Origin of the sequence: Pseudomonas sp. HMSC08G10 (genome assembly GCF_001808425.1) — a bacterium.
Taxonomy (GTDB): Bacteria; Pseudomonadota; Gammaproteobacteria; order Pseudomonadales; family Pseudomonadaceae; genus Aquipseudomonas; species Aquipseudomonas guariconensis.
In genome coordinates this window covers 118,785-145,187 of the sequence record NZ_KV793332.1, presented here as the reverse complement: position 1 = coordinate 145,187, position 26,403 = coordinate 118,785, and the positions used below count along the sequence as shown (strand labels likewise).

The window sequence follows — 26,403 nt, the reverse complement described above, 5'->3', positions numbered from 1 at the left end:
TGATCGGCGCCGGACGCGCACTTGTTGCCCGGCGCCGATCCTCTTAGGCTGCACTCCTTTCCAGGAGGACCGTGCATGCCGCTTCGCTATTTCATCAAACAATGGTTGCTGCCTCCCGGCGTGCTGTTTTTGCTCTTGCTGGCAGCTTGGTGGCTGCGCACGCGACGCCCGCGCCTGGCGGCCTTGTGCTTTGCCCTTGGCCTGGGTGGTTTGTGGCTGATGAGCTTGCCGCTAGTGGTGGAGCAGGCGGCCCGGCAGTTGGAGACCGAGGCGCCATTGCCGATGGCGCAATGGGCGACCCTGGCAGGGCGAGCCGACGCGATCGTAGTGCTGGGCGCCGGGCGTGAGCGTGGCGACCCGGCCTGGGGAGAAGAGGACCAGCCGACCGGCACAGCTCTTGAGCGCATGCGGTATGCCGCACAGCTGGCCAAGGCCTCGGGGCTCCCGGTATTGACCACCGGTGGGCTTCACTACGGCACGCCGCCGAGCGAGGCCCAGTTGATGGCCGATCGCATGAAGGCGGACTTCGGCGTTGACGTGCGCTGGAAGGAAGAGGCCAGCCGCACTACTTGGGAGAACGCCCAGTTCAGCGCGCGGCTGGTGCAACCCCAAGGCGTGCGTCGCGTGGTGCTGGTGACCCAAGCCTGGCACATGCAGCGCTCGCGCTGGAGTTTCGAGCAGGCAGGGTTCGAGGTGGTGCCGGCACCGGTCGGATTCCTGGGCAAGGACCATGCGCAGCCGTTCGCCGGCTTGCTGCCCGATAGCCGGGCGGTGTGGCGCAGCGGACAGTTGCTCAACGAGGCGGTGGGGTTGGTGGGGTATCGGTTGTTTTACTGACCACTGCGGGGCCGCAATGCGGCCCCTGGGGGTTCACACGGTCTTGGCGATCCGGCTCGCCAGGAGCGCCCATCCCAGCAGTAGCGCACAGAGAGTCGCCAGCGGCCAGGAGCGCCATTGCAGGTAGGGCGTCAGTTGCTGCATTGGCACTACATCCCCGTAGAGGACGGTTTGCTGGAACTGCGGGATCTGCGCAGTGATCTTGCCGAAGGGGTCGATCAACGCGGTGACGCCATTGTTGGTGGCGCGGATCATCCAGCGACCGGCCTCAAGGGCACGCATCTGGGCCATCTGCAAGTGTTGCAGGGGGCCGATGGAGGTGCCGAACCAGGTGTCGTTGCTGATGGTCAGCAGCAAGTCGCTGCGTGCGGCCAGGCCCGCTGCGAACTCGGGATAGACCACCTCGTAGCAGATGAACGGCGCAACCTGATAGCCCTTGGCCTGCAGCAAGGGCTGGTCCGCTGGGCCGCGGGCGAAGTCCGACATCGGCAGGTTGAAGAACTCGATCAGCCCACGGAGCATGTCCTGCAGCGGAACGTATTCGCCAAAAGGCACCAGCTTCTGCTTGAGGTAGGTGCCGTCGCCCTCTCCGGTCACGGTGATGCCGTTGTAGTAGCGGCGCTGGTGGTGCACCACTTCACGCACCGGCACCCCGGTGATCAGCGCCGAATGCCGATCGGCGGCAAAACGCCCCATCACGTCGATGTAGCCTTGGGCTTGGTCCTTGAGTACGGGGACGGCGGTTTCTGGCCAGACCAGCAAGTCCACTGGCTTGGAGCTGAAGCTCATGTCGCGGTAAAGCGCCAGTTGCGCATCGATGTGCGCCGGGTCCCATTTCAGGTCCTGCTCGACATTGCCCTGCAGCGCGGCGACCTTCAGTGGATCACCGGAGGGCTGTGTCCAGGCATGCCCTTTGAGCGCCATGCCGATCACCCAGGGCGCCAACAACACTATCACGCCCACGACCAGGAACGAGGGGCGCTCACGCAGGCGGTGCAGGTTGCACAGCAGCGCGGCGCTCAGAGCCAGGACAAAGGAAATCAGCCACACGCCGCCCAGCGGTGCCAGACCGGCCAGGGGGCCATCGAGCTGGCTGTAGCCTGCGTATAACCACGGGAAACCGGTCAGGAACCAGCCGCGGAAGGCTTCCTGCAGCAGCCACAGAGCGGCGAAGCACAGGGCATCGGCCAAGGGAGCCTCATTGCGACGCAGCCAGCGCGCCCATAGCCAGGTGGGCAGGGCGAAGAACCAGGCCAGGGCGGCGAAGAAGGCTACCAACAGCGCGATCGCCAACGCCGGGGAGGCGCCGCCGTAGGTGTTCATGCTGACGTAGATCCACCAGGTGCCGGCACCGTACAGGCCGAAACCGAACCACCAGCCACGCCACATGGCCTGGCGCGGGCTGAGCTCGCGCAGGCCGAGGTAGAGCAGGGCGATGGACAGCAGCGCCAGAGGCCAGATGTCGAACGGCGCCAGGGCCAGGAGGGTCGATGCGCCGGCCGCCAGGGCCAGCAGGTTACCGGGCCAGCCGGGGCGGGTGATCCAACGCATGTTTGTCCTTAACGGGTGATCGGAGTCAGGCGCAGCAAGTGTATCCGCCGGCTGTCGGCGTTGAGAATACGGAACTTGTAGGCCCCGATCTCGGTGGTCTCGTTGCGCTTGGGCAGGTGGCCGAAGGCACTCATCACCAGGCCGCCCACAGTATCGAACTCATCGTCGGAGAACTCCGAGTCGAAGAACTCGTTGAAGTTCTCGATCGGGGTCAAGGCCTTGATCAGGAAGTCGCCACTGGGCAGTGGCTTGATGTAGCTGTCTTCCTCGACATCGTGCTCGTCCTCGATGTCGCCGACGATCTGCTCGAGCACGTCCTCGATGGTCACCAGGCCCGCCACGCCGCCATATTCATCGATGACGATGGCCATGTGGTTGTGGTTGGCGCGGAATTCGCGCAGCAGCACGTTCAGGCGCTTGGACTCCGGCACGAAGGTGGCCGGGCGCAGCAGGTCCTTGATGTTGAAGCTGTCGCCGTTCTCCTTGAGGATCAGCGGCAGCAGGTCCTTGGCCAGGAGGATCCCGAGCACATCGTCATGGCCTTCACCGATCACCGGGTAGCGCGAGTGCGCGGCATCGATCACCGCTGGCAGGAATTCGCGTGGAGACTGGCTGGCCTTGATGCTGATCATCTGCGAGCGCGGCACCATGATGTCACGCACCTGCAGGTCGGCGACCTGGATGGCGCCTTCGACGATGGTCAGCGCTTCGCTGTCGAGCAGCTTGTTCTGATGGGCTTCGCGCAGCAGCTCGAGGAGCTCCTGGCGGTTTTTCGGCTCATGGGCAAAAGCCTGGGTCAGTTTACCCAGCCAGGACTTCTGCCCATTGCTCGATCGGTCTTCGCTCATGGCGGTTACTCGTGGTCCTTTTCAGTTGTCAGGTTGTGTGATTTCGTCGTCGGCGTAAGGGTCCGGGTGACCCAATTCCGCCAGCAAGGTTCGTTCCAGGGCTTCCATCTCCTCGGCTTCGTCGTCCTCGATATGATCGTAGCCAAGCAGGTGCAGGCAGCCATGGATGACCAGATGCGCCCAATGGGCTTCGAGCGACTTGCCTTGCTCGGCGGCTTCGCGTTCGACCACCGGTACGCAGATGACCAAGTCGCCCAGCAGGGGGATGTCGAGCAGGTCATCGGGAACGTCGGCGGGGAAGGACAGCACGTTGGTGGCGTAGTCCTTGTGCCGGTAGGTGTGGTTCAGCTCACGGCCTTCGGGTTCATCGACCAAGCGGATGGTCATTTCCGAGTCGGCGGTGCGCTGGCGCAGCGCCAGTTCGCACCAGCGACGGAAGGCAGCGTCATCCGGGGCGGCAGCATCCGTGGCCCGTTGCAGGTCGAGTTCAAGCATCTTTGCCTGGGACCTCGGGCTTTGCCTGGCGCGCGTCGAATCGGTCGTAGGCTTCGACGATACGCTGCACCAACGGGTGGCGGACCACATCCTTGGGCTGGAAGTGGGTAAAGCTGATGCCCGGCACATCCTTGAGCACTTCGATCACATGGGCCAAGCCCGACTTGGTGCCGCGTGGCAGGTCGACCTGGGTGATGTCGCCGGTGATCACCGCTGTCGAGCCGAAGCCGATGCGGGTGAGGAACATCTTCATCTGCTCAAGGGTGGTGTTCTGGCTTTCGTCGAGGATGATGAAGCTGTTGTTCAAGGTACGACCGCGCATGTAGGCCAGCGGGGCGATTTCGATGACTTGGCGCTCGATCAGCTTGGCCACGTGTTCGAAGCCGAGCATCTCGTAGAGCGCGTCGTAGAGCGGGCGCAGGTACGGGTCGATCTTCTGGGCCAGGTCGCCAGGCAGGAAGCCGAGTTTTTCGCCGGCTTCCACTGCCGGGCGCACCAGCAGGATGCGGCGCACCTGTTCGCGCTCCAAGGCATCCACGGCGCAGGCTACGGCCAGGTAGGTCTTGCCGGTACCGGCCGGACCGATGCCGAAGTTGATGTCGTTGGCCAGGATTTCCTTGACGTAGCGCTGCTGGTTGACCCCGCGCGGGCGGATATTGCCCTTGCGCGTGCGCAGCGAGACGCTGACCTCGTTGACCGCTGGGTTGTCTAGGTTCTCGACGGTAGATTCCTGCAGGTACAGGTGGACGGTTTCCGGCGACAGCTCGGAAGCCTTGGCTTCGCGATAGAGGCGACGCAGCAGTTGCTCGGCGGCAGAGGTGGTCTTGGGTTCGCCAATCAGTTCGAACTGGTTGCCGCGGTTGCGGATTTCGATGGCCAGGCGTTGTTCGATCAGGCGCAGGTGCTCGTCGAACTGGCCGCACAAGTTGGCGAAGCGGTGGGCCTCGAAAGGTTCGAGGATGAAACGATGAGGTTGTATGGGTGCGTTCAAGGTCGTTTTTAGCCGCTCGACGGCAATGGAGGTGAACTCAAGAATAACCCCTGAAGGGCAGTGGCGAAAGCACTGAAACGATCAAGGGACAGGTATCTGTGGTAGCGCATTGGCGGGTAAACCCGCTCCCACGAGGTTTACCCCCATTCGGTGGGAGCGGGTTCACCCGCGGACAGGCCACCACCATCATCATTCAATCAACGAGCCGACCAGCGAGTGGGGCTTGGCCTCTTCGATGCGTACATCCACCAGATGACCGATCAGTGCTGGATTGTCGCAGTGGAAGTTGACGATTCGATTATTCTCGGTACGGCCTTGCAGCTTGCCCGGGTCACGCTTGGAGAAGTCGGTGACCAAGATGCGCTGGACACTGCCGACCATGCGTCGGCTGATTTCGAAACCCTGCTGGTCGATGCGGTGCTGCAGCCGTTGCAGACGCTGTTTCTTGACCTCCTCGGGCGTATCGTCCACAAGCTCCGCGGCCGGGGTGCCGGGGCGTGCGCTATAGACGAAGGAGAAGGAAAAGTCGAAACCGACCTCGGCCACCAGCTTCATGGTTTGCTCGAAGTCCTTCTCGGTCTCGCCGGGGAAGCCGACGATGAAGTCCGAGCTGATGCAGATGTCCGGCACCGCAGCCTTGAGCTTGCGCAGCTTGGACTTGTACTCGAGGATCGTGTGGTTGCGCTTCATGGCCGCCAGTACGCGGTCGGAACCTGCCTGTACCGGCAGATGCAGGTGCTTGACCAGCTGTGGCACCTCGGCGTGGGCCTGGATCAGGCTGTCGGAGAATTCCAGTGGGTGCGAGGTGGTGTAGCGGATCCGTTCGATCCCGTCGACTGCCGCCACCACACGGATAAGCTCGGCGAGGTCAGCCAGACGGCCATCGTGGGTCAGGCCGCGATAGCCGTTGACGTTCTGGCCCAGCAGGGTGATTTCGCGCACGCCGTTCTCGGCCAGGTGGATGACCTCGGCCAGTACGTCGTCGAAGGGGCGGCTGACCTCGGTGCCACGGGTATAGGGCACCACGCAGAAGGTGCAGTACTTGCTGCAGCCCTCCATGACCGAGACGAATGCCGTCGGGCCGTCGATGCGGGGCTCGGGGAGGTGGTCGAACTTTTCGATTTCAGGGAACGACACATCGACTTGCGGTACCCGAGTGATGCGCGCGGCGTCGATCATTTCTGGCAGACGGTGCAGGGTCTGCGGACCGAACACCACATCGACGTAAGGCGCGCGCTTGCGCAGGGCTTCGCCTTCCTGGCTGGCCACGCAACCGCCGACGGCGATGACCATGTCTGGGTTGCGGTCCTTCAGGGCGCGCCAGCGGCCGAGCTTGGAGTACACCTGATCCTGTGCTTTTTCGCGGATCGAACAGGTGTTGAGCAGGATGACATCGGCGTCGTCGGGGCGCTCGGTGACTTCCAGGGCCTGGTGTTCGCCCAACAGGTCGATCATGCGCGAGCTGTCGTACTCGTTCATCTGGCAACCGTGGGTTTCAATGTAGAGCTTCTTGGCCATGGCAAATCATCTGCTGCGGGTGCTGAAAGGCCGCACATTATAGAGGTGGCACCGGGTGCTTAACAGGGCAAGCGGTCTGCTATGATGCCGGCCATTTTCCTAACACGGTGTCGTCTTCTTCGATCATGAGCAAACGCGAACCCGCCATCTATAAAGTGATCTTTCTCAACCAGGGCCAGGTCTTCGAGATGTATGCCAAGCAGATCTACCAGAGCGACCTGTGGGGCTTTCTTGAAATCGAGGAGTTCGTTTTCGGCGAGCGCACCCAGGTCGTAGTCGACCCCAGCGAAGAGAAGCTCAAGGCGCAGTTCGAAGGTGTGGTACGCAGTTTCGTGCCGATGCATTCGATCGTGCGTATCGACGAGGTGGAGCGATTGGGGACGGCGAAGATCAGCGAGGCCAAGGGTGGCGGTAACGTGATGCCGTTCCCGATGCCAATGCCGGAGAAGTAGGTCGGCCCGTCAGGGCAGGGGGGAGAAGGGCGTGCGCCCTTCGGCGTTTTGCAGCTCCAGCAGGTATTTGCGGAAAATCTGGCCGAGCACCTGGGTGGCATGTTCGAGTTCGTCGCGGGGCATCTGCTCGGTGACTTCGTCGGCCAGGTCCAGGGCGTCTTCGTCGCCATTGACCGCTGCCATTTTCAGCAGAATGTACGCCTGAACGTTGTTGGCCGGAACGCCTTCGCCATGGAAGAACATCGAGCCGAGACGGTATTGCGCCTGGGCCTGGCCTTGCAATGAGGCTTTCTCGAACCAGTTGACGGCCTTTTTCAGGTCTTTGGGTGCCTGGTTGCCACTGTAGTAGAACTCACCCAGCTCGTATTGCGCCTGGGCATCGCCCGACTCCGCCGTCCGTTCGCAAGCCTTCAGGGCGTTCTGCAGGTCCTCTGGCTGTGTGTCGAAGGTGCAGCGTCCCGTCGCTGGAATCAGCAACGAGTTGCCACCCTCTGCCAAGGCCAGCAGGGGCTGAAGAAGCAGCAGGCAGCCCAGGGTAAGGGCGCGGCCGGTGCGGTTCATGGGGATCGACTTACCTCTGCAAAGCTGCGGCCAATGTCTCTGGTGGCACATTATGGGATAAGCAGCGCCTACCTTACAAAGTTTTACTCGAAATTCTGTATTGAGAAGCCTTTGTCGATTGCACAGCACATTTATCGCCTGCCTCGGCTTCTTCGCGGCTGTACCCGCTCCTACAAGTCATGCGTTGAACCTGTGGGAGCGGGTATGCGTGCGCAGAAGCCGATGCAAGGCGGGCAATCACTTCAGTGCAGCGAAGGCTTTTTCGGCGGCGTCCAAAGTGATCTGCAGCTCCTTGTCGCCGTGGGCAATGGAGGTGAAGCCTGCCTCGAAGGCGCTTGGCGCCAGGTACACACCGCCCTCGAGCATCAGGTGGAAGAAGCGCTTGAAGCGTTCCACGTCGCTGCCCATCACGTCTTCGAAGGTGACGATGTCGTCGGCACCGCTGAAGTACAGGCCGAACATGGCACCGGCCTGGGTGGTGACGAACGGTACGCCAGCGGCATCGGCACGCTGTTGCAAGCCATCCAGCATGCGGGAGGTGAAGGCGGTCAGTTCGTCGTGGAAGCCTGGGCGGCTGATCAGCTTGAGCGTGGTCAGGCCCGCCGCCATGGCCAGCGGGTTACCCGACAGGGTGCCGGCCTGGTAAACCGGGCCGAGCGGGGCGATGCATTCCATGATCTCGCGCTTGCCGCCGAAGCAGCCAACCGGCATGCCGCCGCCGACGATCTTGCCGAAGGTCGACAGGTCCGGCTTGATGCCGTAGTAACCCTGGGCGCCGCCGAGGGAGACACGGAAACCGGTCATCACTTCATCGAAGATCAGCACCACGCCGTGTTTGTCGCACTGCTCGCGCAGGCCTTCGAGGAAGCCCGGAGCCGGCGGTACGCAGTTCATGTTGCCGGCGACGGGTTCGACAATGATGCAGGCGACGGTCTGGCCGACTTCGCTCAGGGTCTTCTCGACGGCGGCGATGTCGTTGAACGGTAGGGTCAGGGTGTGCTTGGCGAAGTCCGCCGGCACACCGGCCGAGCTCGGTACGCCCTGGGTCAGCAGGCCGGAGCCGGCCTTGACCAGCAGGCTGTCGGAGTGGCCGTGGTAGCAGCCTTCGAACTTGATGATCGCATCGCGGCCGGTGTAGCCACGGGCCAGGCGGATGGCGCTCATGGTCGCCTCGGTACCTGAGCTGACCATGCGCACCATTTCCATGGACGGCACGATCGAGCAGACCAGGTCGGCCATCTCGGTTTCCATGGCGGTCGGGGCGCCGTAGGACAGGCCGTGTTCGAGTTGCTTGCGTACCGAGGCCAGGACGTCCGGATGGCCGTGACCCAGAATCATCGGGCCCCAGGAGCCTACGTAATCAACGTAGCGCTTGTCGTCTTCGTCGACGACATAGGCGCCTTCGGCATGTTTGAAGAACAGCGGGGTGCCGCCGACGCTGCGGAAGGCGCGGACCGGCGAGTTCACACCACCAGGGATGTGCTTCTGGGCTTGGGCGAACAGGGATTCGGAACGGGACATGGGATTTCTCTCGAATCAGGAAGCGAACAGGGCGTTGAAGGCGCGGGCGCGGCGGGTGACTTCCTGCGCGCTGTCGACACCGAACAAGCCATGGATCACCGCCAGCAGGTCGGCGCCATGGGCGACCAGGGGGGCGGCGTTGTCGAGGGTAATGCCGCCGATCACGGCGATCGGCAGTTGCACGCGGGCACGGGCCTGGGCGAGCAGGGCGATGTCGGCCGCTGGCGCGCCGGGCTTGGTGACCGAATTGAAGAAGCGACCGAAGGCCACATAGCTGGCGCCCTCGGTGGCGGCCTGCTCGGCCAGCTCGAGCTGGGCATGGCAGGTGGAGCCGATGATCGCATCGCGGCCGAGCAGGGTACGGGCCGGGGTCAGGGGGCCGTCGGTCTGGCCCAGGTGCACGCCGACGCCCAAGTGCGCGGCCAGTGGGGTGTCGTCGTTGATGATCAGTTGCGTGCCGTAGCGCTCGCAGAGCTTGAGCAGGCCTTCGGCTTCGTGCAGTCGGCGTGCTGCGTCGTCGCTCTTGTCACGATACTGCAGCAGGCAAACACCGCCTTCGAGGGCTGCCTCGACGTGGGAGAGCAAGCGACCGGCGAGCAGTTGGCTGTCGGTGATCGCGTACAGACCGCGTAACTTCATCTGTCAGGCCTCATGGATCAGGAGCAGAAGTCCAGGGGCAGCCGGCGAGGGACGAACTGCCCCTTGCCCAGTTGCTCGGCGTCGCGCAGGGTGCGCCAGGTGTAGTCCAGGGCGCTGCGCACTGCACTTTGCAATTGCTCGCCCAGCGCCAGTCGACCCGCCAGGGCGCTGGCCAGGGTGCAACCGGAGCCATGGTAGCTACCCGGCAGGCGTTCGCAGGTCCAGGTGTGCTGTTGACCGTCGCGGCTATAAAGGCGGTTATGGATTTGTGCCTCGTCACCGTGACCGCCGGTAATCAGAAGATGTCTACAGAACGGCAAAAGTTTCTCGGCGCATTCGTCCGCGGTGCCTTCGGGCAGTTCAGCCAGGATCCGGGCTTCGGGCAGGTTCGGCGTGGCGATGGTGGCCAGCGGCAGCAGGCGTTCGCGCAGCGCATAGCCGACTTCGTCCTTGCCCAGGCGGCCACCGCCACCGGCGCGCAGAACCGGATCGCAGACCAGTGGCAGGTGCGGATGGGCGGCCAGCAGTTCGGCGACGGTATCGACCATTTCGATCGACCCGAGCATGCCGAGCTTGACCGCTGCCACGGTGGAGTCGGCCAGCACGGCGTTGGCCTGTGCCAGAACCCACTCGCGGTCCAGCACGCGGAAGTCGGAAACGTTGACGGTATCCTGCACGGTCAGGGCGGTCACGGCAGGTGCGGCGTGACAGCCTTGGGCGATCAGGGCTTCGATATCTGCCTGCAGGCCGGCGCCGCCACTGGGGTCGTGGCCGGAAAGACAGAGGACAACGGGGCGGGAGCTGTAGGTCATGTTCATGGTCGGCGAGCTTACCACCAAACCTGTGGGGGCGAATCGCCCTGCTGATGGCTTTTGTTGATCAAGTGGTCAGAATTTTGTGTTTTGTCTTTCTGTAAGCATTGAGATAGAGCCTTTCCTTTTAAATTTGAAGTGGCTGATTGCCCTGTCCGAAGGCTATGCTAGAGTGCTCGGATAACTCGACAAATAGGCGCTGCCGGAATTCGTCGTCTCAAAGGGAAGGGAGGCCACCACGACGCGACTGGACAGGCCATGCTGGGGCTGTATGCGCTACTTGCTGATCATGCTTTTGGGCTGTGTGCCCCTGTTCGCCGGAGCGGTCGATTTCGACAGCGCCACCCGGTACCTTCCATTGGGTCAAGTCATGCAGGTCTTCGAAGACCGCGATGGCAGCGCCAGCATCACCCAGGTCAGTTCGCCGGCGTTCGCCAGCCGTTTCCGGCAGCACCATGAGGATGTCCTCAACGCGGGCTATTCCACTTCGGTGTTCTGGCTGAAGATCGACCTGCGCAACATCAGCCCATCCACCGCACCTTCCCGTCAGTGGCTGCTGGAGTTGGCCTATCCACCGCTGGATCATCTGGATCTCTATCTGCCCGACGGCCATGGCAGTTATCGCCTGGTTCAGCGCACAGGCGATGCCTTGCCCTATGTCAGCCGGCAGATCCGCCAGAACAACTATCTATTCGAGCTGCCTTTGAACCCAGGTCAGGCGACTACGGCCTACCTGCGTTTGCAAAGCCAGGGATCGATCCAGGCACCGGTGGCGTTATGGTCAACCGAGGCTTACATGGAAGAGCAGCCAACTCGCCTCTATGTGCTGGGCATGATCTACGGCGTATTGCTGGTGATGCTGGTTTACAACCTCTTCATTTACCTCAGCGTCCGCGACGTCAGCTACCTGTATTACATCCTCTATATCGCCTCATTCGGGCTCTACCAGGTCTCGGTCAACGGCGCGGGTGTCGCTTATTTTTGGCCGGACAGCCCTTGGTGGGCCAATGCCGCCACGCCGCTGTTCATTGGTGCTGCGGGGCTGTTCGGCTGCCAGTTCGCCCGGCATTTCCTGCAATTGGGCGGCCTCAGCCGTGGCTTCGACCGGCTGTTGCTGGGATTGATGGCCGGTGGAGGGCTGGTCATGGTGCTGGCAGTGACCGTGCCCTACGGCCTGGCTTTGCGCATGGCGACGCTGTTGGCGCTGCTGTTCACTGTAAGCATCTTTACCGCAGGGCTTTATGCCTGGTGGCATGGAGTACGGGTGGCGCGCTGGTTCATCATCGCCTGGAGCGCGTTCCTCCTGGGCGGGCTGGTCAATACCTTGATGGTGCTCGGTTACCTGCCGAACGTATTCCTGACCATGTATGCCAGCCAACTGGGCTCGGCCTTGGAAGTGGCGTTGCTGTCCCTGGCCCTGGCCGATCGTATCAATAGCCTGCGCGAACAGCAGGCCCAGGCCTTGCGCGACACTGGCCGCACCCTGGAGCAGCTCAACCAGCAACTGGCCCGAAGCAACCGTCTGAAGGATGAGTTCTTGGCCACGGTCACCCATGAACTGCGCACACCGATGAACGGGGTGATCGGCTCGCTGGAGCTGATGCACACCCTGCCGATGACGGCCGAGCACGCCCAGTATCACCGCACCGCCACAGGTTCCGCCCAGGACATGATGGCTATGGTCGACGACATCCTCGTGCTCACCGAGCTGCAGGCGGGGCGTCTGCGGCCCCATGCCGCGCCCTTCAGCCTGCGCCGGCAGTTGCAGGAGCTGCGGGCAGGCTTTGCCGGGCGTGCCCTGGGCAAAGGCCTGTACCTGAGCCTGGATATCCCAGCGGAGCTGCCCGACGAGCTGCTTGGCGATGCGCAGAAACTGCTGCGCTGCCTGGCCTGTCTAGTGGACAACGCCCTGAAATTCACTCACCAGGGCGGCGTGGTGATTCAGGTGCGGGGGCGTAGGCTCGGGCCAGACAACCTGGCGTTGACCTTCACCGTCAGCGACAGCGGCATTGGCTTCGACGACTTGGACCAGGCGATTCTCTACCAGCGCTTCTTCCAGGTCGATGGCTCGATGACCCGCCGTTATGGGGGGTTGGGCATCGGGTTGTCGATCTGCCGTCAGCTGGGCGAGCTGATCGGCGCCCGCTTGGCCCATGAGTCGACCCGTGGGCTGGGCAGCCGCTTCGAGCTGTCCTTGAACCTGTCCGTAGCCCAGGCGCAGTGGCCGTCCGGCCGGTTGGCCTCGGGCGCAATGGGCGGTTAAGGACGGCCGAGTTAGTCGTTTTTGACACTTTGACTGACCTCCAAGGAGTGCTTCACTGGGGCTTTCAGGCATGACCGGATCCAGGGAGCCCCCGATGAACCTGCACCAGTTCGCTGAAACCCACGAAGTCACTAACCAGCCGCCGTCGCTCGACGGCGCCAACCTGTACCGCCTCGACCAGCCATTGCAGGAGTGGTCCCGGCGCTTCGGTGCCGGCTGGGCCGAGTCGCGGATCGACGCCTACGGTGCCTTGGCCGGCGGCCCATTGATGGCTGCGGGTTTTCTGGCCAATGCCCACAAGCCGGAGTTCAGCAGTCATGACCGTTATGGTCACCGCATCGACCTGGTGACATTCCATCCGGCCTATCACGAGCTGATGCGCACGGCGGTCGAGCATGGATTGCCTTCTTTGCCCTGGGCCGAACCTCGTCCCGGCGCCCATGTCGCGCGCGCTTCGATGACCTACCTGCACAGCCAGGCAGAAGCAGGCACTGGCTGCCCCCTGACCATGACCTTCGCTGCGGTGCCGGCCTTGAGACTGCAGCCGGAGCTGGCCGAATACTGGTTGCCCAAAGTACTGGCGCGCGAGTACGACCCGCGAAACGTGGGCGACCGGCACAAAGCCGGGGTGACCCTCGGCATGGCCATGACCGAGAAGCAGGGCGGCACCGATGTGCGGGCCAACACCACCCGGGCCTATCCAGTCGGAGCCCCGGGCCCGGGCCAGGCGTACGAGCTGGTCGGCCACAAGTGGTTCTGCTCGGCACCAATGTGCGATGCCTTCCTGACGCTGGCTCAGACCGACAAGGGCTTGAGCTGCTTCCTGCTGCCACGCCACCGCCCCGACGACACGCACAATCAGTTCTATATCCAGCGTCTGAAGAACAAGCTCGGCAACTGCTCCAATGCTTCGAGCGAAGTGGAGTTTCGCGGCGCCCTGGCGTGGATGATCGGTGAAGAGGGGCGTGGAGTGCCGACCATCATCGAAATGGTGGCCATGACTCGTTTCGATTGCATGGTCGGCTCCAGCGCCTTGATGCGACAGGCGCTGACCCAGGCCGCGCACCATTGCGCCCATCGCAAGGTCGGCGGGCGCCTGTTGAGCGAACAGCCATTGATGCAGAACGTGCTGGCCGACCTGGCATTGGAAAGCGAGGCGGCACTGGCGTTGAGCCTGCGCATGGGACAGGCGCTGGACCAACTGGACGATCCACAGCAGGCGCATTTTGCACGCCTGGTGACCGCCGTGGGCAAGTACTGGATCTGTAAACGCGCTCCGGCAATGATCAACGAAGCTGCCGAGTGCCTGGGCGGTGCGGGCTATGTGGAGGACAGCATCCTGCCGCGCCTTTACCGCGAGGCACCGGTCAATTCCACGTGGGAGGGCTCGGGCAATGTGCAATGCCTGGATGTGCTACGCGCTTTGTCCAAGGAGCCGGGCGTGCTCGACGCATTGTTCGCCGAGCTTGGCGATGGCCACGGCGACCCGCGCCTGGCGGCGCATATCGGCAACCTGAAGGGCGCATTCGCCGATACCGGTGATATCCAGTACCGCGCCCGGCAACTGACTGAAGACATCGCCGTGGCCTTGCAGGCCAAGTTGTTGCTCGAAGCGGGCAATACGACGGTCAGTGACGCCTTCATCGCCAGCCGGTTGGGCGCGGGTGGGCGGGTCTATGGGGCGTTGCCAAGGGGTGTCGATGCGCAGGCGTTGGTGGCGCGGGCGACGCCGGTCTGGTCGGCCTGAGGCGCCCTGTTCGCTGGCAGGCCCGCGCCCACAGGGACTCGTGCGGACCAGGTAGGAGCAGGTGTGTCAGCGGTGAGGGCGAATACGATTGTCAAGGATGTAATTGCAACAGAAGGCAGGCAAGATGGAAGCCATGCATGTCAGAAGACAGGAAGACCAGCGTGAGCCAAGCGTTTGTAGTCGTTGATACACCTGAACAGGCCGTCGATCGTCTGGCGGCCTTGCATGAACAGGCCACCGGCGCCCTCAGCCAGGCCCTCAAGCGCTACCTCAAGGACCGCACCGAGCCGGACGACGACCAGCGGGCGCTGTTTCGTTATCCAGCCCTGCGCCTGACCTACTACAGCCATGGTGAAGTGGCCGCCACCACCCGGGCCTATGCCAAGGTGCAGGTGGCAGGTACCTACAGCGTCACCATCACTCAGCCGGCGGCGTTTCGCGGTTACCTGCTCGAGCAACTGCGACCGCTGATGCACGACTACACCGTGACCCTGGAAGTGGGCGTCAGCGAACAGAACATTCCTTACCCCTATGTGGTCGACCAAGGCGATGAACTGGCCGGCAGTGGCATCACTGCCGCCGAGCTTGCGCGGGTCTTCCCCAGCACCGACCTGTCGGCGGCCACCGACAACATCGCTGACGGGTTGTGCGACTGGGGCAGCGCCGAAACCCTGCCACTGGCACTGTTCGATGCCGCCCGCGTGGACTTCTCCCTGCGCCGCCTGGTGCATTACACCGGCAGCGACTGGCGGCATGTCCAACCGTGGATCCTGCTGACCAACTACCACCGCTACGTCGACCAATTCATTGGCCATGGCCTGGAGCAACTGCGTCAGGATTCGCGCTTCGTGCGTATGGTCCTGCCGGGCAATGTCATCATCGAAAAGGGCATGGACGACGACGAGACCCAGGCCTTGGTGGCCAGTGTGGTCTGGCACCGTTACCAGATGCCGGCTTACCACCTCATCGCTGCCGATGGCGATGGCATCACTTTGGTCAATATCGGCGTCGGCCCGTCCAATGCCAAGAACATCACCGATCACCTGGCCGTGCTACGCCCGCATTGCTGGCTGATGATCGGCCACTGCGGAGGCCTGCGCCAATCGCAGACCATCGGCGACTATGTGCTCGCCCACGCCTACATGCGTCGCGATGGCATTCTCGATCGGGTGGTGCCGCCGAATATCCCGATCCCGGCCCTGGCCGAAGTGCAGTTGGCACTGCAGGAGGCCGCGGCGCAGGTGACCGGCGAGCGTGGCGAGCAATTGAAAAAGCGCCTGCGCACCGGCACCGTGCTGACCTACGACGACCGCAACTGGGAGCTGCGCTGGGCCCAGGAGCGACCGCTGATCAACCTGTCCCGCGCCGTGGCGGTGGACATGGAGAGCGGCACGATCGCTGCCCAGGGGTATCGCCTGCGGGTGCCTTACGGCACCTTGCTGTGCGTTTCGGACAAACCGCTGCACAGCGAGATCAAGCTGCCGGGCTCGGCCAATGCCTTCTATAACCGTGCGGTCAGTCAACATCTTAAGATCGGCATCGCGGCCCTGGATTTGCTGCGTACCGAGCTCAATTCGCTGCACTCGCGTAAACTGCGCAGCTTCGATGAGCCGCCGTTCCGCTGAGGATCCATGTCCCTGCCACCCCGTTCCAAGCCGCGCCGTCCCCAGGCGCGGCCCACAGGTCCGCGCCGCCAGCCCAAGGCGCCGCCGGCCGAACCCCGCCTTATCCTGTTCAACAAACCCTTCGACGTGCTGACCCAGTTCAGCGATGGCGAGGGGCGCGCGACGCTCAAGGACTACATCGACATTCCTGGCATCTATCCGGCCGGGCGCCTGGACCGTGACAGCGAAGGCCTGCTGTTGTTGACCAATGACGGTCGGCTGCAGGCGCGCATCGCCGATCCCAAGCACAAGTTGCCCAAGACCTATTGGGTGCAGGTGGAAGGAGAGCCGAGCGAGGCGCAACTGCAGCAGTTGCGCGAGGGGGTCGAGCTCAACGACGGGCCGACACTGCCCGCCGAGGCCCGGTTGCTCGAGGAGCCAGCGCTTTGGCCGCGCAATCCACCGGTGCGGTTTCGCAAGAGCGTACCGACTCATTGGCTTGAGCTGGTGATTCGGGAAGGGCGCAACCGCCAGGTGCGGCGCATGACGGCGGCAGTGGGGCTGCCCACGCTGCGGTTGGTGCGGGTGAGGATCGGCGATTGGGCGCTGGATGGGCTAGAGCAAGGGTGCTGGCGGGAGGTTGCGCCGAAGCTACTTCGTTAGGCGGCTGCTGCCCATCGCAGTCTCTGGCCAGCGCTCCTCCCTGTGGGGCTAGACCCCTTCGAGGAACCCTACCACCACGCTCTTGATGATGAAGGCCAGCACACCCAGGCCCAGGACGAAAAACAGAATCAAGGTGCCGAAGCGGCCTGCCTTGGACTTCTTTGCCAGGTCCCAGACGATGAACCCCATGAAACCGATCAGCACGGTCACCAGGACGATCATCATCCACTCTTCGAATACAGCGGGATCCATCAGTGTTCTCCAGGCAGGCTGAGCGCCGATTATAAGCGGGGCGGCAGGGGACGGTCAGCGCAGATGCGTCAACGGCAGTTCAGTGCTGGCCAGCACTTGGTTGAGCACGAAGCTCGAACGCACGCTGGTGACACCTTCGATGCGAGTCAGGCTGCCGAGCAGCAGTTTCTGGTAATGGTCCATATCCGGGACCACGACTTTCAGTTGATAGTCGGCATCCATCCCGGTGACCAGGCTGCATTCGAGCACCTGGGGCAGGTTGCGAATGGCGGCCTCGAAAGTCTCGAAGCGCTCGGGGGTGTGGCGGTCCATGCCGATCAGCACATAGGCGGTCAGGCTCAGGCCGAGCTTCTTGCGGTCCAGCAAGGCTACCTGGCGGGAGATGTAGCCGTCGTCTTCCAGTTGCTTGACCCGCCGTGAGCAAGGGGAGGGGGACAAGCCGATACGTTCGGCCAACTCCTGATTGGAGATGCGGGCGTCGCGCTGCAATTCGGCAAGGATGCTCAGGTCATAGCGGTCGAGCTTGCTCATGGAAATGGCCTTTTCTGTTCGGATTGCTGCGAATTATCAATCCAGGGTTAAAAATTGCGCAAGTGCTATTTATCTGAGCAATATTCGCAATCCTCTGCTCCGCCGCCTCCCGTATCGTTACCAACAGAATCACTGCCCGGACAACAGTCCACGGCGACCGGCCTCAGGAAGGCCGTCGCGGCCAGCCATCCAACAGGATCCGCCAGGCCCCCGGGCTACGCACCGTCCAGAAGACGATGTGAGGTGAGCCGACGCCACAAGCGCCGAGCACGGACGACAATTCCCAAAGGGAGGCCTCATGGCCTCCCTTTTTTCATGCCCGTAATCATCTGCATCTGCCCTCGCCGCGATAGACTGCATGCAGTTCCAATGAAGTTCTTACCATCGAGAGGGCAACATGAGGTTGCGCATCCGGCAATGGGCAGGTGTTGGTTTGCTTGGCCTGGGCGTCAGCCTGGGCGCATGGGCCCAAGGGGCAGGCGAGGGGCAGGGCGCGCAGGACCCCAACGGCGCGACCATGGGTCGCTCGCCGCTCAATTCGCGTGACGAGGTGCGCCAGACCCAGCCGCCGCGCCAGGGGTATTACCAGGACATCCCCCGGCGCAATGGCGGCTATCACTGGGAAGCGGGTGGGCCTGGCCAGCGTCCAGGTGGAGACTGGCCCGGGCGTCCCGACGGCCATGGCGATGGCTGGGGGCCTGGCCCGCAGTACCATCCCGGACACAGGATCGACCACTTCCCGGATCGTTATTGGAAGGTGCCCCATCAGGGGCAGGACTACTACTATTCCAGCGGCTACTGGTATCGCCCGCAAGGCGGCGCGTATGTGCTGGTAAGGCCACCCTATGGCGTGCGGGTCGGCTACCTGCCGGTCTACGCCCAGGAGGTCTGGTTCGATGGCACGTTGTTTTTCCAGGTCTCGAACACCTATTACCAATACCTGAGCGACAGCCAGGAATATGTGGTGGTCAATCCCCCCAACACCCTGCCCGCGCCGGGGCCGCAGTTGAGTACCGGATATGACGTGATCGCCCATCCGTTGTCCGGGCAAACGCCTCGGCAGCAGAACCAGGACCGTTATGAGTGTCATCGTCAGGCCGTGCAGCAGTCCGGTTTCGATCCGGCCGCGGCGGCCGTCGCGCCACCGGCCTATGTGGCCGATGCCTACCATCGGGTACTGGCCGATTGCCTCAGTGCCCGGGACTACAGCGTGAATTGAAGGCTGCGGACCTGATCGACGGGTTACACCGGATCGGCATGCACCATTACGTCCGCTCGCGGGTAACGCTGGCGGATGGCAGCTGATGCCTGCACGCACAACTCGTGGGCGTCATGCAGTTTGAGTTCGCCGGAAAGCTCCAGGTGCAGTTGGACGAACCATCGGTTGCCCGATACTCGGGTGCGCAGGTCGTGGGCGCCTTTGACCCCGGGGATGGCGCACACCAGTTCGAGCATGCGCTCGCCGATATCGGCCGGCAGCTCCTGGTCCATCAGGATCGCCGTGCTCTCGCGGGCGATCTGCACGGCGCTCCAGAGGATATACAGGGCGATCCCCAGACCGAACAAGGCATCCAGTTGTGGCCAGCCAAAGCGCGCCAGCATCAGGGCGAGCAGGATGCTGCCATTGAGCAGCAGATCGGAGCGGTAGTGCAGCGAGTCGGCGCGCACCGCGGTGGAGCCGGTGGCGCGGATGACCTTGCGCTGGAACGTGAGCAAGGCCAGGGTCAGGACAAGCGACAGCAGCATCACTGCGATGCCGGCAGCGGTATCGCCCAGCGGTTGCGGCGATTGCAGGCGATCGACCGCCTGCACGCCAATCAGCACCGCACTGACGCCTATGAACAGCGCCTGGGCCATGCCGGCCAGCGCCTCGGCCTTGCCATGGCCGAAGCGGTGATCGTCGTCGGCCGGGCGCAGGGCGTAGTGCACGGCCAGTAGGTTGAGGAAGGAGGCGACGGCGTCGAGGGCCGAGTCGGTCAGGCCGGCCAGCAGACTGACTGAATCACTCAGCCACCAGGCGACCGCCTTGCTCACGACGAGGATCGTGGCCACGGCCAGGGACGCGCGCGTGGCCAGGCGTAGCAGACGTTGGTGTTCGGCGCTCGAAGTCATGCCGCAGGTGCGTTCCCTGGATCAGGCGGCCGGTACCAGGCCATAGGCGGCCAACTGCTCGACGCTGCCCCGGTGCTGGATCAGCCGAGGATCGTTCAGCGGCAGGCGTTGGCCCAGTTCGCTTTCGAGGATAGCTTGCAGCTTGGCCTTGTCGACTTGGCCATCGGCGTCGATGGCCGGCTTGAGCTTGGCCGGGTCTATGTGAGCGGTGACGCCGGGCGGGTAGTAGATGGCCCCCGTGGCGAAGTCGATGCCGAAGGCGATCAGGCCGGGGATCACATAAAACAGAAGACCCACAGCGTCGAGGGCGGCGATCACGGGGTCGATCTTACCTTCGATCTGGCCGCGCCGGTCGGGGTAGAACAGCGTGCCGCAGGCGGTCAGTTGAGTGAGCAGGGTGACGATGAGCGCGCCACCGATGATGCGGGTAGGGATGCGCATTGGGATCTCCGCAAAGTGACCAACGAGGACCAGGCCGGTCGCCTGGTCCTGATGTTTAAGACCATGATAAGGCAGGCTCGGTTCGCCGTTATACTCGGACGATTGTTCGAGGACCACCATGATTTCATTACCAATCGATGCCGTACTGCCCGCTCTGCGTCAAGCCTTGAGCGCGCGCGATGAGGCTGTGCTCGAAGCCCCGCCCGGCGCCGGCAAGACCACCCGCGTACCCTTGGCCCTGCTCGATGAGCCCTGGCTGGCCGGGCAGACCATCCTGATGCTTGAACCTCGCCGTCTGGCGGCACGGGCGGCGGCCGAGCGCCTGGCCAGCGAGCTGGGCGAAAAGGTCGGGGAGACTGTCGGCTACCGCATCCGCCTGGACAGCAAGGTCGGTCCCAATACTCGCATCGAGGTCGTCACTGAAGGCATTCTCACCCGTCGCCTGCAGGCCGACCCTGCGCTGGAGGGGGTGGGTCTGCTGATCTTCGACGAGTTCCACGAGCGCAGCCTGGACGCCGACTTGGCCTTGGCGTTGAGCCTCAATGGCCGGGAACTGCTGCGCGATGAGCCGCCGCTGAAGATTCTACTGATGTCCGCCACCCTGGAAGGCGAGCGGCTGTCGCGCCTGCTCGACGATGCCCCGGTAGTGAGCAGCGAGGGGCGCATGCACCCTGTGGATATTCGTTGGAGCAGGCCGTATCAGCCAGGCGAGTTCGTCGAGCCGCGGGTGGTCGATTGCGTGCTCCAGGCGCTGGCCGAACAGCCCGGCAGCCTGCTGGTGTTTCTGCCGGGGCAGGCCGAGATTCGTCGGGTCCATCAGTCGCTGCAAGAGGCATTGGGCGAACGCTCGGACGTGCTGCTGTGCCCATTGCATGGCGAACTCGACCTCAATGCTCAGCGCGCCGCCATCGAGCCTGCGCCCAAGGGCCTGCGCAAGGTGGTGCTGGCCACCAACATCGCCGAGACCAGTCTCACCATCGACGGTGTGCGCGTGGTCATCGACGCCGGTCTGGCGCGTGTTCCTCGGTTCGACCCCGGCAGCGGCATGACGCGTCTGGAGACCCAGCGCATTTCTCGCGCCAGCGCTACCCAGCGCGCCGGTCGAGCAGGGCGTCTGGAGCCTGGGGTGTGCTACCGGCTGTGGTCCGAGGCTCAGCACGATCAGTTGCCGGCCCACGGTAGCGCCGAGATCCTCCAGGCCGATCTGGCCGGTCTGGCCCTGCAACTGGCGCGCTGGGGTGTCTGGCCCGATCAGTTGCGTTGGCTGGATCCACCCCCGAGCGCTGCCCACGCCCAGGCATGCGACCTGCTCGCCCGGTTGGGGGCGTTCAAGCCGGGCAGTCGCGAGAGCCTGAGCGAACACGGCCAAGCCATGGCCGAACTACCTGCGCATCCGCGCATCGCCCATCTGCTATTGCGTGGCCAGGCACTGGGCCTGGCCGACATGGCCTGCGATGTGGCCGCGCTGCTCGGTGAGCGCGACATCCTGCGCGGGGCAGGCGCCGACCTGCACAGCCGGTTGGCCCTGCTCAGCGGCGAGACTAAAGCGACCCGTGGTAGTCAGGGGGGCGTGCAGCGCGCCCGGCAATTGGCGCGCCAGTACCGGGGCCTGCTGCGCGGCATGCGTGGCGCTGCTGTCGTCGATGTTGATCACCCCCGCTGGTTGGGGGCATTGCTGGCGCTGGCCTATCCCGACCGGGTGGCCCAGCAGCGGCGCGAGGGGGGCGCCGAGTACCGATTGGCCAATGGACGCGCGGCGCTGTTCGCCGAGGTGGATGCGCTGATGAAGTGTCCCTGGCTGGTCATCGCGGACCTGGGCAGCCGTCAGGGGCAGCGCGAGGAGCGCATCTACCTGGCAGCCGAGTTCGATCCGGGCCTGTTCGAGGGGGTGCTGGCCGATCAGGTGGAGACACTCGATGTCCTGGACTGGGACGAACGCGAGCAGGTGCTGCGCGCCGAGCGCCAACGCAAGGTCGGCGAGCTGGTGCTCAGTCGCGAACCCTTGCCAGGGTTGGATGACGAGGCCCGCGCCAAGGCGCTGCTGGGCCTGGTGCGACGCAAGGGTTTGAACCTGCTGAACTGGACACCTGAACTGCGTCAATGGCAGGCGCGGGTCGCGCTGTTGCGTCAGTTGGATTTGGACAAGGACGGCCACAGCGAGTGGCCCGATCTGGGTGACGAGGCCCTGCTCGCTAGCCTGGAAAGCTGGCTGCAGCCGTATTTGGGCAAAGTGTCTCGCCTTAGCCACTTTGCCCAGCTGGACCTGCCGTCGATCCTGCGCAACCTGTTGCCCTGGCCGCTGCCCCAGCGTCTGGAGGAACTGGCCCCTGCGCACCTGACGGTTCCTTCCGGCTCGAATATTCGCCTGGACTACAGCGAGCATCCGCCGATCCTCGCTGTGCGTTTGCAGGAGTTGTTCGGGCTGGCCGACACGCCGCGCATCGCCCAGGGCCGCCAGCAGGTCAAGCTCCACCTGCTGTCACCGGCGCGCCGCCCGGTGCAGGTGACCCAGGATCTCGCCAACTTCTGGCGTACTACCTACGCCGAGGTGAAGAAAGACCTTAAAGGGCGTTACCCAAAGCACTACTGGCCCGATGACCCGCTGGTGGCCGAAGCGACAGCGCGGGCCAAGCCGAGGGGGACCTGAGCGCCTGCTCAGCGCCGTGGGGCCGGTAGTTTCAGGACCGCGCTCAAGGGCAGGTGGTCGGAAATCTGCAAGGTGTCCTGTTGCAGTACCTGGGCCTGAATACGCTGCAGGCGCGGGCTGTGCAGCAGATAGTCGAGGGTGCGATCCGGGCCACTGGCCGCGGGGTCGTTGGGGAAGTGGGTGAGCCAGGCCGCGCGTTCGGCACCACTGGCTTCGGCGTTGCTGGGAATCATCGGGTATTTGTCCCACAACAGGTGCAGGTCACTGTCGGCAGGGTAGTTGCCGCGCAGTGCCGGCGGCAGGCGACGGTATTGTCCCAGGGGCAGGAGGTTGAAGTCGCCGCCGATCAACCAGGGCGTGCCTTGGCTTTCCAGGCGATCAAGCACCTTGGCCACATGCTCCACCTGTCGGCGTTGCAAGTCGCTGCCGGGCTGGTAGGGCGAGAGCCGGGTGTTGAGCACCGCCAGGCGTCCCCCGTCAGCCAGCGGCAGGTAGCTGACCAGCAGTGCCGGCTGGGGCCGTTGCAGGCGGGTCAGGGCGTTGTCCGCGGCGTTGGGCAGTTGCAGGCGCTCGGCCTTTTCGATCGGGTAGCGGCTGAGGGTGGCCAGGGTGCGGCCAACACTGCCGAAGATATGCCGGTCAGGCACGAAATCGGCTTTCCACTCGTAGGTCTGAACGGTGCAGGGGTAGAGGTCGGCCAAGCGTTCACGCAGCAGCGCCAACTGGTCCTGGTAGCCGGTGGCCTTGGCGTTGTTGTCCAGCTCCTGCAACAGGACGACATCCGGCGTTTCGGCACGGATCACGCGGGTGACTTCGTCGAGGTTGAAGGCCAGGTCTTCTGCGCTGGGGCGGGTGTCGCTGCCCTGCCCTTGGTCGTACCAGAACACGTAGCGCTTGCCGGCCAGGTATTGCACGTTCCAGGTCATGACCTTCAGGGGCTGGCCAGGTTGCAGCGACTGGGGGCTGCCTTGGCAGGCGATCGGCAGCGGTTCGCGGGGGGAAGGTTGCCAGCCCAGGTAGTCGGCGAACAGCCAGAGCAGGGGCAACAGCAAGAGCAGGGAGAGCAAGACATTGCGCAGTAGTCGGATCATCGGCTCGGCTTGTCGGTGCAGGTCGCGCCAGCATAACCGAGCCGTTCGTCGGTCGGCCAGCTTACGACGTTCGTACTACCAAGAACTCGAGGATGTTCCCTTTGCTGACCGTCAGGTGGTGAGGCGAGCTTGCCAGCACTTTCACTTGCTGGCCCTGGTGGTCACGAATGCGACAGTGAAGGGTGTCTTCGCTCCAGGCCAGAGGTTCGACCTTCCAGAAGTCATCGATGTTCGAATACTTGTAGAGGCCCAGGTAACCGTTGCGGCTGATACCCAGTTTTCGGTTCCGGTCGCTGTCGAGCGAAAGCATGAAATTCAACCGGTTCAGGGTCTGGGAGTGATAGTGGAAACGCAGCGTTATGGCTGTCTGCGCGTGGTTCAACCTGAGCCAGCCGTCGTCTGTCGTCCCCTGTTGAAGGGCGCCGGTGCTGCCTAGCGGGGCATAGAACTGGGAAAGATGGCTGACGGGGATCTTCTGGGCGCCATCGAGCGCGAAGAGATGGGCCGAGAAGGAGCGTTCGTCCGCCCAGCTCGGTATAGCAGTGTTGTCGCTCATGCGTTCATCCTCTGAGTGTGGATTGCCATCCCCTGTCCATCGACAGGGGATGGGTCACTCTAGAGGTTCGCTGATTGAGCAGCAGATCGAAGTCGTTCCCTGAGAAGACTCACTCGTTGAGGGCTCAGGCGAGCGCGTCATTCTCCAGCAGCATGAACAGGCGGTACAGCACCACGCTGCTGAACAGTTGCAGGAAACCGCTGAGGCTATCCAGTGCCAGTTGCACGCCCGGCTGCGGCTCGGGGAAGGCCATCAGCAGCAAGCCGTCGAGCAGCCACAGCGGTGCCAGAACTGCAACGACACAGACCAAGATGCGCATGAAATGCCCGGTGGTCATCCTGGCGCTTTCGCGCATGGCCTGAACCACCGGCAGGCCACGCAAGACCAGCAGGTACTCGGCGAACACCAGGTTGATCATGATCCACACGCCCGGGAAGATGAACAGCGCAAGGCCCGCCATGATCAGCAGCGAGCTGATCAGGATCAGCAGCGCCAGCGATGGCCACAGCTGCACGGCGCGGGCGAACAGGTTGCGCTTGGCGATGTCCTGGCCGTTGCTGCGGGTATCCATGTAGAGGATCAATGCGGCGCTGTACAGCGGGTAGAACAGCAGGCTGACCAGCATGCCGTAGCCCGCCGAAGCCTGGTCGCCCAACTGGCGATACAGCAGTTGAGTACACAAAGCCTCGAGGACCACCAGCGGCAGGCACAGTTGGAGAATGCTCACCAGGTGGCGGCGGAAGAAATACAAGGAGTCGCGCAGAACGCTCAGCGGATTCATCGGGTCAACATCGCATGGCAGAAAAAGCAGGGCGTAACTTTAGCCCAGTCCACCCCTGGCTGAAAAAAGTTTCACTGTTTTGTCGATTGAATCCCCGGCCGGCGAGCCCCATCTTTGACGCTATCCGATGTATTGCCCAGCGCACGAGGTAGCTCCATGAACACTGAAGAACAAACCCTGATCGACGGCCTGTTCAGTCGCATCAAGCAAGCCGAGGACGCAGGCCAGGCCCGTGATCCCCAGGCCCAGGCGCGTATCGAGGAGCACCTGCGACAGCAGCCGGCAGCGGCCTATTACATGGCCCAGGCGATCCTGGTCCAGGAGGCGGCGATCAAGCGCCTGGATGAGCAGAACAAACAGCTCGAGGCCGAACTCAAGCAAGCCAAGGCGCAAGCCGAGGCCAGCCGAAGCGGCAGTACGGGCGGCGGCTTCCTGTCGAGCTTGTTTGGCTCCGGCTCCCGTGAACCTGTACCCGCGCCGCAGCCACAGCGTCAGGCCGCACCGGCGGCTCCTGCCGGCGGTTGGCGTGAACCCTCGGCTCAGGGCTTCGCCCAGCCACAAGCGCAGCCGGGTTTCAATGCCGCACCAGCCCGCAGTGGGGCCAGCAGTTTCCTTGGCGGCGCCATGCAGACCGCCGCGGGCGTGGCTGGTGGTGTGTTGCTGGCGCAAGGTATCAGCAGCCTGTTCAACCATCATTCCCAGCCTGAGGAGGTGGTCGAGGTGATCAAGGAGGAGCCAGCCCCGGCCAGCGACAGCAGCGGCTGGAACGACCAGGATAGCCAGCAGCAGGTGGCCGACAATGGCTACGACCAGGGCGGCTTCATGGACAGCGACTACGGTAGCGATGGCGGTGGCTTCTTCTCCGACGACGACACCTTCATCTGAGGCCTCTGGCATACTGGCTGCACTTGGGGGCGCACACGGCGCCCCTTTCGCGAAACGAGGCCGATCCCACGGGCAGTCTTCGTTACCCGCGCAATTGCCAGAGAGGTCATGGTGAAGAAGATCGCGCTGTTCGCCGATGTGCAGAACCTCTACTACACCGTGCGCCAGGTGCATGGCTGTCATTTCAACTACGCCGCGCTGTGGGCTGATGTCAGCAGCCAGGGGCAAATCGTCGAGGCGGTGGCCTATGCCATCGACCGCGGCGACAGCAAGCAGCAACAGTTCCAGCAGATCCTGCGCAACCTCGGCTTCGAGGTACGCCTCAAGCCCTTCATCCAGCGCAGCGACGGTTCGGCAAAGGGCGACTGGGACGTGGGTATCACCCTCGATGTGATCGATGCCGCCAGCCGTGTCGATCAGGTGGTGCTGGCCTCCGGCGATGGCGACTTCGATCTGCTGATGGAACGGGCCAGCCAACGTCATGGTGTCGAGACGGTGGTCTATGGGGTTCCTGGGCTTACCGCGTTGTCGCTGATCCGGGCGGCCAGCCGATATGTACCGATCGAAGGGCGCCTGCTGTTGCGCCATTGAGGCAGGCAGGCTGG

26 protein-coding genes are annotated in these 26,403 nt (G+C 63.6%); 10 read left to right on the top strand and 16 right to left on the bottom strand.

All coding sequences use genetic code 11. The features are described from left to right. The first annotated feature begins 75 nt into the window (after window positions 1-75). Window positions 76-837 carry a YdcF family protein gene (locus HMPREF3173_RS21750; protein WP_070576623.1) on the top strand — a complete coding sequence of 254 codons (762 nt, stop codon included), beginning with the start codon at window positions 76-78 and terminating at the stop codon, window positions 835-837. A gap of 33 nt (window positions 838-870) precedes the next feature. Here the strand turns inward: HMPREF3173_RS21750 and lnt are convergent, their stop codons facing one another. The 5 genes from lnt to miaB form a co-directional block, all read right to left on the bottom strand. Further along, window positions 871-2,388 carry an apolipoprotein N-acyltransferase gene (gene lnt / locus HMPREF3173_RS21745; RefSeq protein ID WP_070576619.1) on the bottom strand — a complete coding sequence of 506 codons (1,518 nt, stop codon included), beginning with the start codon at window positions 2,386-2,388 and terminating at the stop codon, window positions 871-873. A gap of 8 nt (window positions 2,389-2,396) precedes the next feature. Continuing rightward, window positions 2,397-3,236 (bottom strand): HlyC/CorC family transporter, encoded by an 840-nt coding sequence (locus HMPREF3173_RS21740; protein ID WP_043211207.1) that lies wholly within the window; start codon window positions 3,234-3,236, stop codon window positions 2,397-2,399. A gap of 21 nt (window positions 3,237-3,257) precedes the next feature. Next, complete coding sequence (gene ybeY / locus HMPREF3173_RS21735) at window positions 3,258-3,731, bottom strand: rRNA maturation RNase YbeY (RefSeq protein ID WP_070092194.1); 474 nt, start codon at window positions 3,729-3,731, stop codon at window positions 3,258-3,260. Then, window positions 3,724-4,722: a PhoH family protein gene (locus tag HMPREF3173_RS21730; protein WP_043211210.1), complete on the bottom strand. Its 999-nt coding sequence runs from the start codon at window positions 4,720-4,722 to the stop codon at window positions 3,724-3,726. Before HMPREF3173_RS21730 ends, ybeY begins: the two co-directional genes overlap by 8 nt. A 189-nt stretch (window positions 4,723-4,911) precedes the next feature. Further along, complete coding sequence (gene miaB, locus HMPREF3173_RS21725; RefSeq protein ID WP_070576616.1) at window positions 4,912-6,240, bottom strand: tRNA (N6-isopentenyl adenosine(37)-C2)-methylthiotransferase MiaB; 1,329 nt, start codon at window positions 6,238-6,240, stop codon at window positions 4,912-4,914. A 125-nt stretch (window positions 6,241-6,365) separates the two neighbouring features. Between miaB and HMPREF3173_RS21720 the strand changes: the two genes are divergently transcribed. After that, entirely contained in the window at window positions 6,366-6,692 is a 327-nt protein-coding gene (locus HMPREF3173_RS21720; protein ID WP_043211213.1) for a DUF1820 family protein, read from the top strand. Between the two features lie 9 nt (window positions 6,693-6,701). Here HMPREF3173_RS21720 and HMPREF3173_RS21715 read toward each other — a convergent pair whose 3' ends face one another. The 4 genes from HMPREF3173_RS21715 to HMPREF3173_RS21700 form a co-directional block, all read right to left on the bottom strand. Continuing rightward, the gene (locus HMPREF3173_RS21715) at window positions 6,702-7,253 is read right to left on the bottom strand and encodes a tetratricopeptide repeat protein (RefSeq protein ID WP_043211215.1); all 552 of its coding nucleotides are present in this window, start codon (window positions 7,251-7,253) and stop codon (window positions 6,702-6,704) included. Between the two features lie 237 nt (window positions 7,254-7,490). Further along, a complete protein-coding gene (hemL, locus tag HMPREF3173_RS21710; protein WP_070576613.1) occupies window positions 7,491-8,774 on the bottom strand; it encodes a glutamate-1-semialdehyde 2,1-aminomutase in 1,284 nt (427 codons plus the stop codon). A gap of 15 nt (window positions 8,775-8,789) precedes the next feature. Next, on the bottom strand, window positions 8,790-9,413 hold the full coding sequence (gene thiE, locus HMPREF3173_RS21705; RefSeq protein ID WP_070576610.1) for a thiamine phosphate synthase: 624 nt from the start codon (window positions 9,411-9,413) through the stop codon (window positions 8,790-8,792). 17 nt (window positions 9,414-9,430) lie between these two features. Continuing rightward, window positions 9,431-10,231, bottom strand: coding sequence for a hydroxymethylpyrimidine/phosphomethylpyrimidine kinase (locus tag HMPREF3173_RS21700; RefSeq protein WP_043211219.1), 801 nt, complete (start codon window positions 10,229-10,231; stop codon window positions 9,431-9,433). 265 nt (window positions 10,232-10,496) lie between these two features. On the opposite strand from HMPREF3173_RS21700, the gene HMPREF3173_RS21695 reads away from it, so the two are divergent. The 4 genes from HMPREF3173_RS21695 to HMPREF3173_RS21680 all read left to right on the top strand — a co-directional run bounded on the left by HMPREF3173_RS21695 (window position 10,497) and on the right by HMPREF3173_RS21680 (window position 16,502). Next, window positions 10,497-12,488 carry a sensor histidine kinase gene (locus HMPREF3173_RS21695; RefSeq protein WP_070576603.1) on the top strand — a complete coding sequence of 664 codons (1,992 nt, stop codon included), beginning with the start codon at window positions 10,497-10,499 and terminating at the stop codon, window positions 12,486-12,488. Window positions 12,489-12,582: 94 nt separating this feature from the next. Beyond that, window positions 12,583-14,235, top strand: a complete 1,653-nt coding sequence (locus HMPREF3173_RS21690) for an acyl-CoA dehydrogenase family protein (protein ID WP_070576601.1) — start codon at window positions 12,583-12,585, stop codon at window positions 14,233-14,235. Between the two features lie 137 nt (window positions 14,236-14,372). Next, window positions 14,373-15,860 carry an AMP nucleosidase gene (gene amn, locus HMPREF3173_RS21685; protein WP_167358127.1) on the top strand — a complete coding sequence of 496 codons (1,488 nt, stop codon included), beginning with the start codon at window positions 14,373-14,375 and terminating at the stop codon, window positions 15,858-15,860. A gap of 6 nt (window positions 15,861-15,866) precedes the next feature. Continuing rightward, window positions 15,867-16,502 carry a pseudouridine synthase gene (locus tag HMPREF3173_RS21680; protein ID WP_070576598.1) on the top strand — a complete coding sequence of 212 codons (636 nt, stop codon included), beginning with the start codon at window positions 15,867-15,869 and terminating at the stop codon, window positions 16,500-16,502. Window positions 16,503-16,550: 48 nt separating this feature from the next. Here HMPREF3173_RS21680 and HMPREF3173_RS21675 read toward each other — a convergent pair whose 3' ends face one another. Together HMPREF3173_RS21675 and HMPREF3173_RS21670 are read right to left on the bottom strand one after the other, a co-directional pair. Next, on the bottom strand, window positions 16,551-16,754 hold the full coding sequence (locus HMPREF3173_RS21675) for a DUF2788 domain-containing protein (protein ID WP_023378567.1): 204 nt from the start codon (window positions 16,752-16,754) through the stop codon (window positions 16,551-16,553). A 54-nt stretch (window positions 16,755-16,808) separates the two neighbouring features. Then, window positions 16,809-17,285 carry an Lrp/AsnC family transcriptional regulator gene (locus HMPREF3173_RS21670; RefSeq protein WP_003249795.1) on the bottom strand — a complete coding sequence of 159 codons (477 nt, stop codon included), beginning with the start codon at window positions 17,283-17,285 and terminating at the stop codon, window positions 16,809-16,811. Between the two features lie 397 nt (window positions 17,286-17,682). Here HMPREF3173_RS21670 and HMPREF3173_RS21665 point away from each other — a divergent pair, with 397 nt between their 5' ends. Further along, window positions 17,683-18,504 carry a DUF6515 family protein gene (locus tag HMPREF3173_RS21665; RefSeq protein WP_070576595.1) on the top strand — a complete coding sequence of 274 codons (822 nt, stop codon included), beginning with the start codon at window positions 17,683-17,685 and terminating at the stop codon, window positions 18,502-18,504. Between the two features lie 23 nt (window positions 18,505-18,527). On the opposite strand, the gene HMPREF3173_RS21660 is transcribed toward HMPREF3173_RS21665, so the two are convergent. After that, window positions 18,528-19,397, bottom strand: coding sequence for a cation diffusion facilitator family transporter (locus tag HMPREF3173_RS21660; protein WP_070576590.1), 870 nt, complete (start codon window positions 19,395-19,397; stop codon window positions 18,528-18,530). Between the two features lie 21 nt (window positions 19,398-19,418). Beyond that, window positions 19,419-19,838 carry a polyribonucleotide nucleotidyltransferase gene (locus tag HMPREF3173_RS21655; RefSeq protein WP_070576697.1) on the bottom strand — a complete coding sequence of 140 codons (420 nt, stop codon included), beginning with the start codon at window positions 19,836-19,838 and terminating at the stop codon, window positions 19,419-19,421. Window positions 19,839-19,956: 118 nt separating this feature from the next. Between HMPREF3173_RS21655 and hrpB the strand changes: the two genes are divergently transcribed. Further along, window positions 19,957-22,485, top strand: a complete 2,529-nt coding sequence (gene hrpB, locus HMPREF3173_RS21650; RefSeq protein ID WP_070576587.1) for an ATP-dependent helicase HrpB — start codon at window positions 19,957-19,959, stop codon at window positions 22,483-22,485. A gap of 8 nt (window positions 22,486-22,493) precedes the next feature. Here hrpB and HMPREF3173_RS21645 read toward each other — a convergent pair whose 3' ends face one another. From HMPREF3173_RS21645 to HMPREF3173_RS21635, 3 genes are all read right to left on the bottom strand, one after another. Continuing rightward, window positions 22,494-23,576: an endonuclease/exonuclease/phosphatase family protein gene (locus HMPREF3173_RS21645; protein WP_070576582.1), complete on the bottom strand. Its 1,083-nt coding sequence runs from the start codon at window positions 23,574-23,576 to the stop codon at window positions 22,494-22,496. 61 nt (window positions 23,577-23,637) lie between these two features. Further along, window positions 23,638-24,132, bottom strand: a complete 495-nt coding sequence (locus HMPREF3173_RS24180; protein WP_083300115.1) for a hypothetical protein — start codon at window positions 24,130-24,132, stop codon at window positions 23,638-23,640. 124 nt (window positions 24,133-24,256) lie between these two features. Beyond that, window positions 24,257-24,913, bottom strand: a complete 657-nt coding sequence (locus HMPREF3173_RS21635) for a YciC family protein (protein WP_070576581.1) — start codon at window positions 24,911-24,913, stop codon at window positions 24,257-24,259. A gap of 156 nt (window positions 24,914-25,069) precedes the next feature. Between HMPREF3173_RS21635 and HMPREF3173_RS21630 the strand changes: the two genes are divergently transcribed. Both HMPREF3173_RS21630 and HMPREF3173_RS21625 read left to right on the top strand, forming a co-directional pair. Beyond that, complete coding sequence (locus HMPREF3173_RS21630) at window positions 25,070-25,798, top strand: DUF2076 domain-containing protein (RefSeq protein WP_070576579.1); 729 nt, start codon at window positions 25,070-25,072, stop codon at window positions 25,796-25,798. Window positions 25,799-25,906: 108 nt separating this feature from the next. Then, a complete protein-coding gene (locus HMPREF3173_RS21625; protein WP_177343708.1) occupies window positions 25,907-26,389 on the top strand; it encodes an NYN domain-containing protein in 483 nt (160 codons plus the stop codon). Window positions 26,390-26,403: the final 14 nt, after the last annotated feature.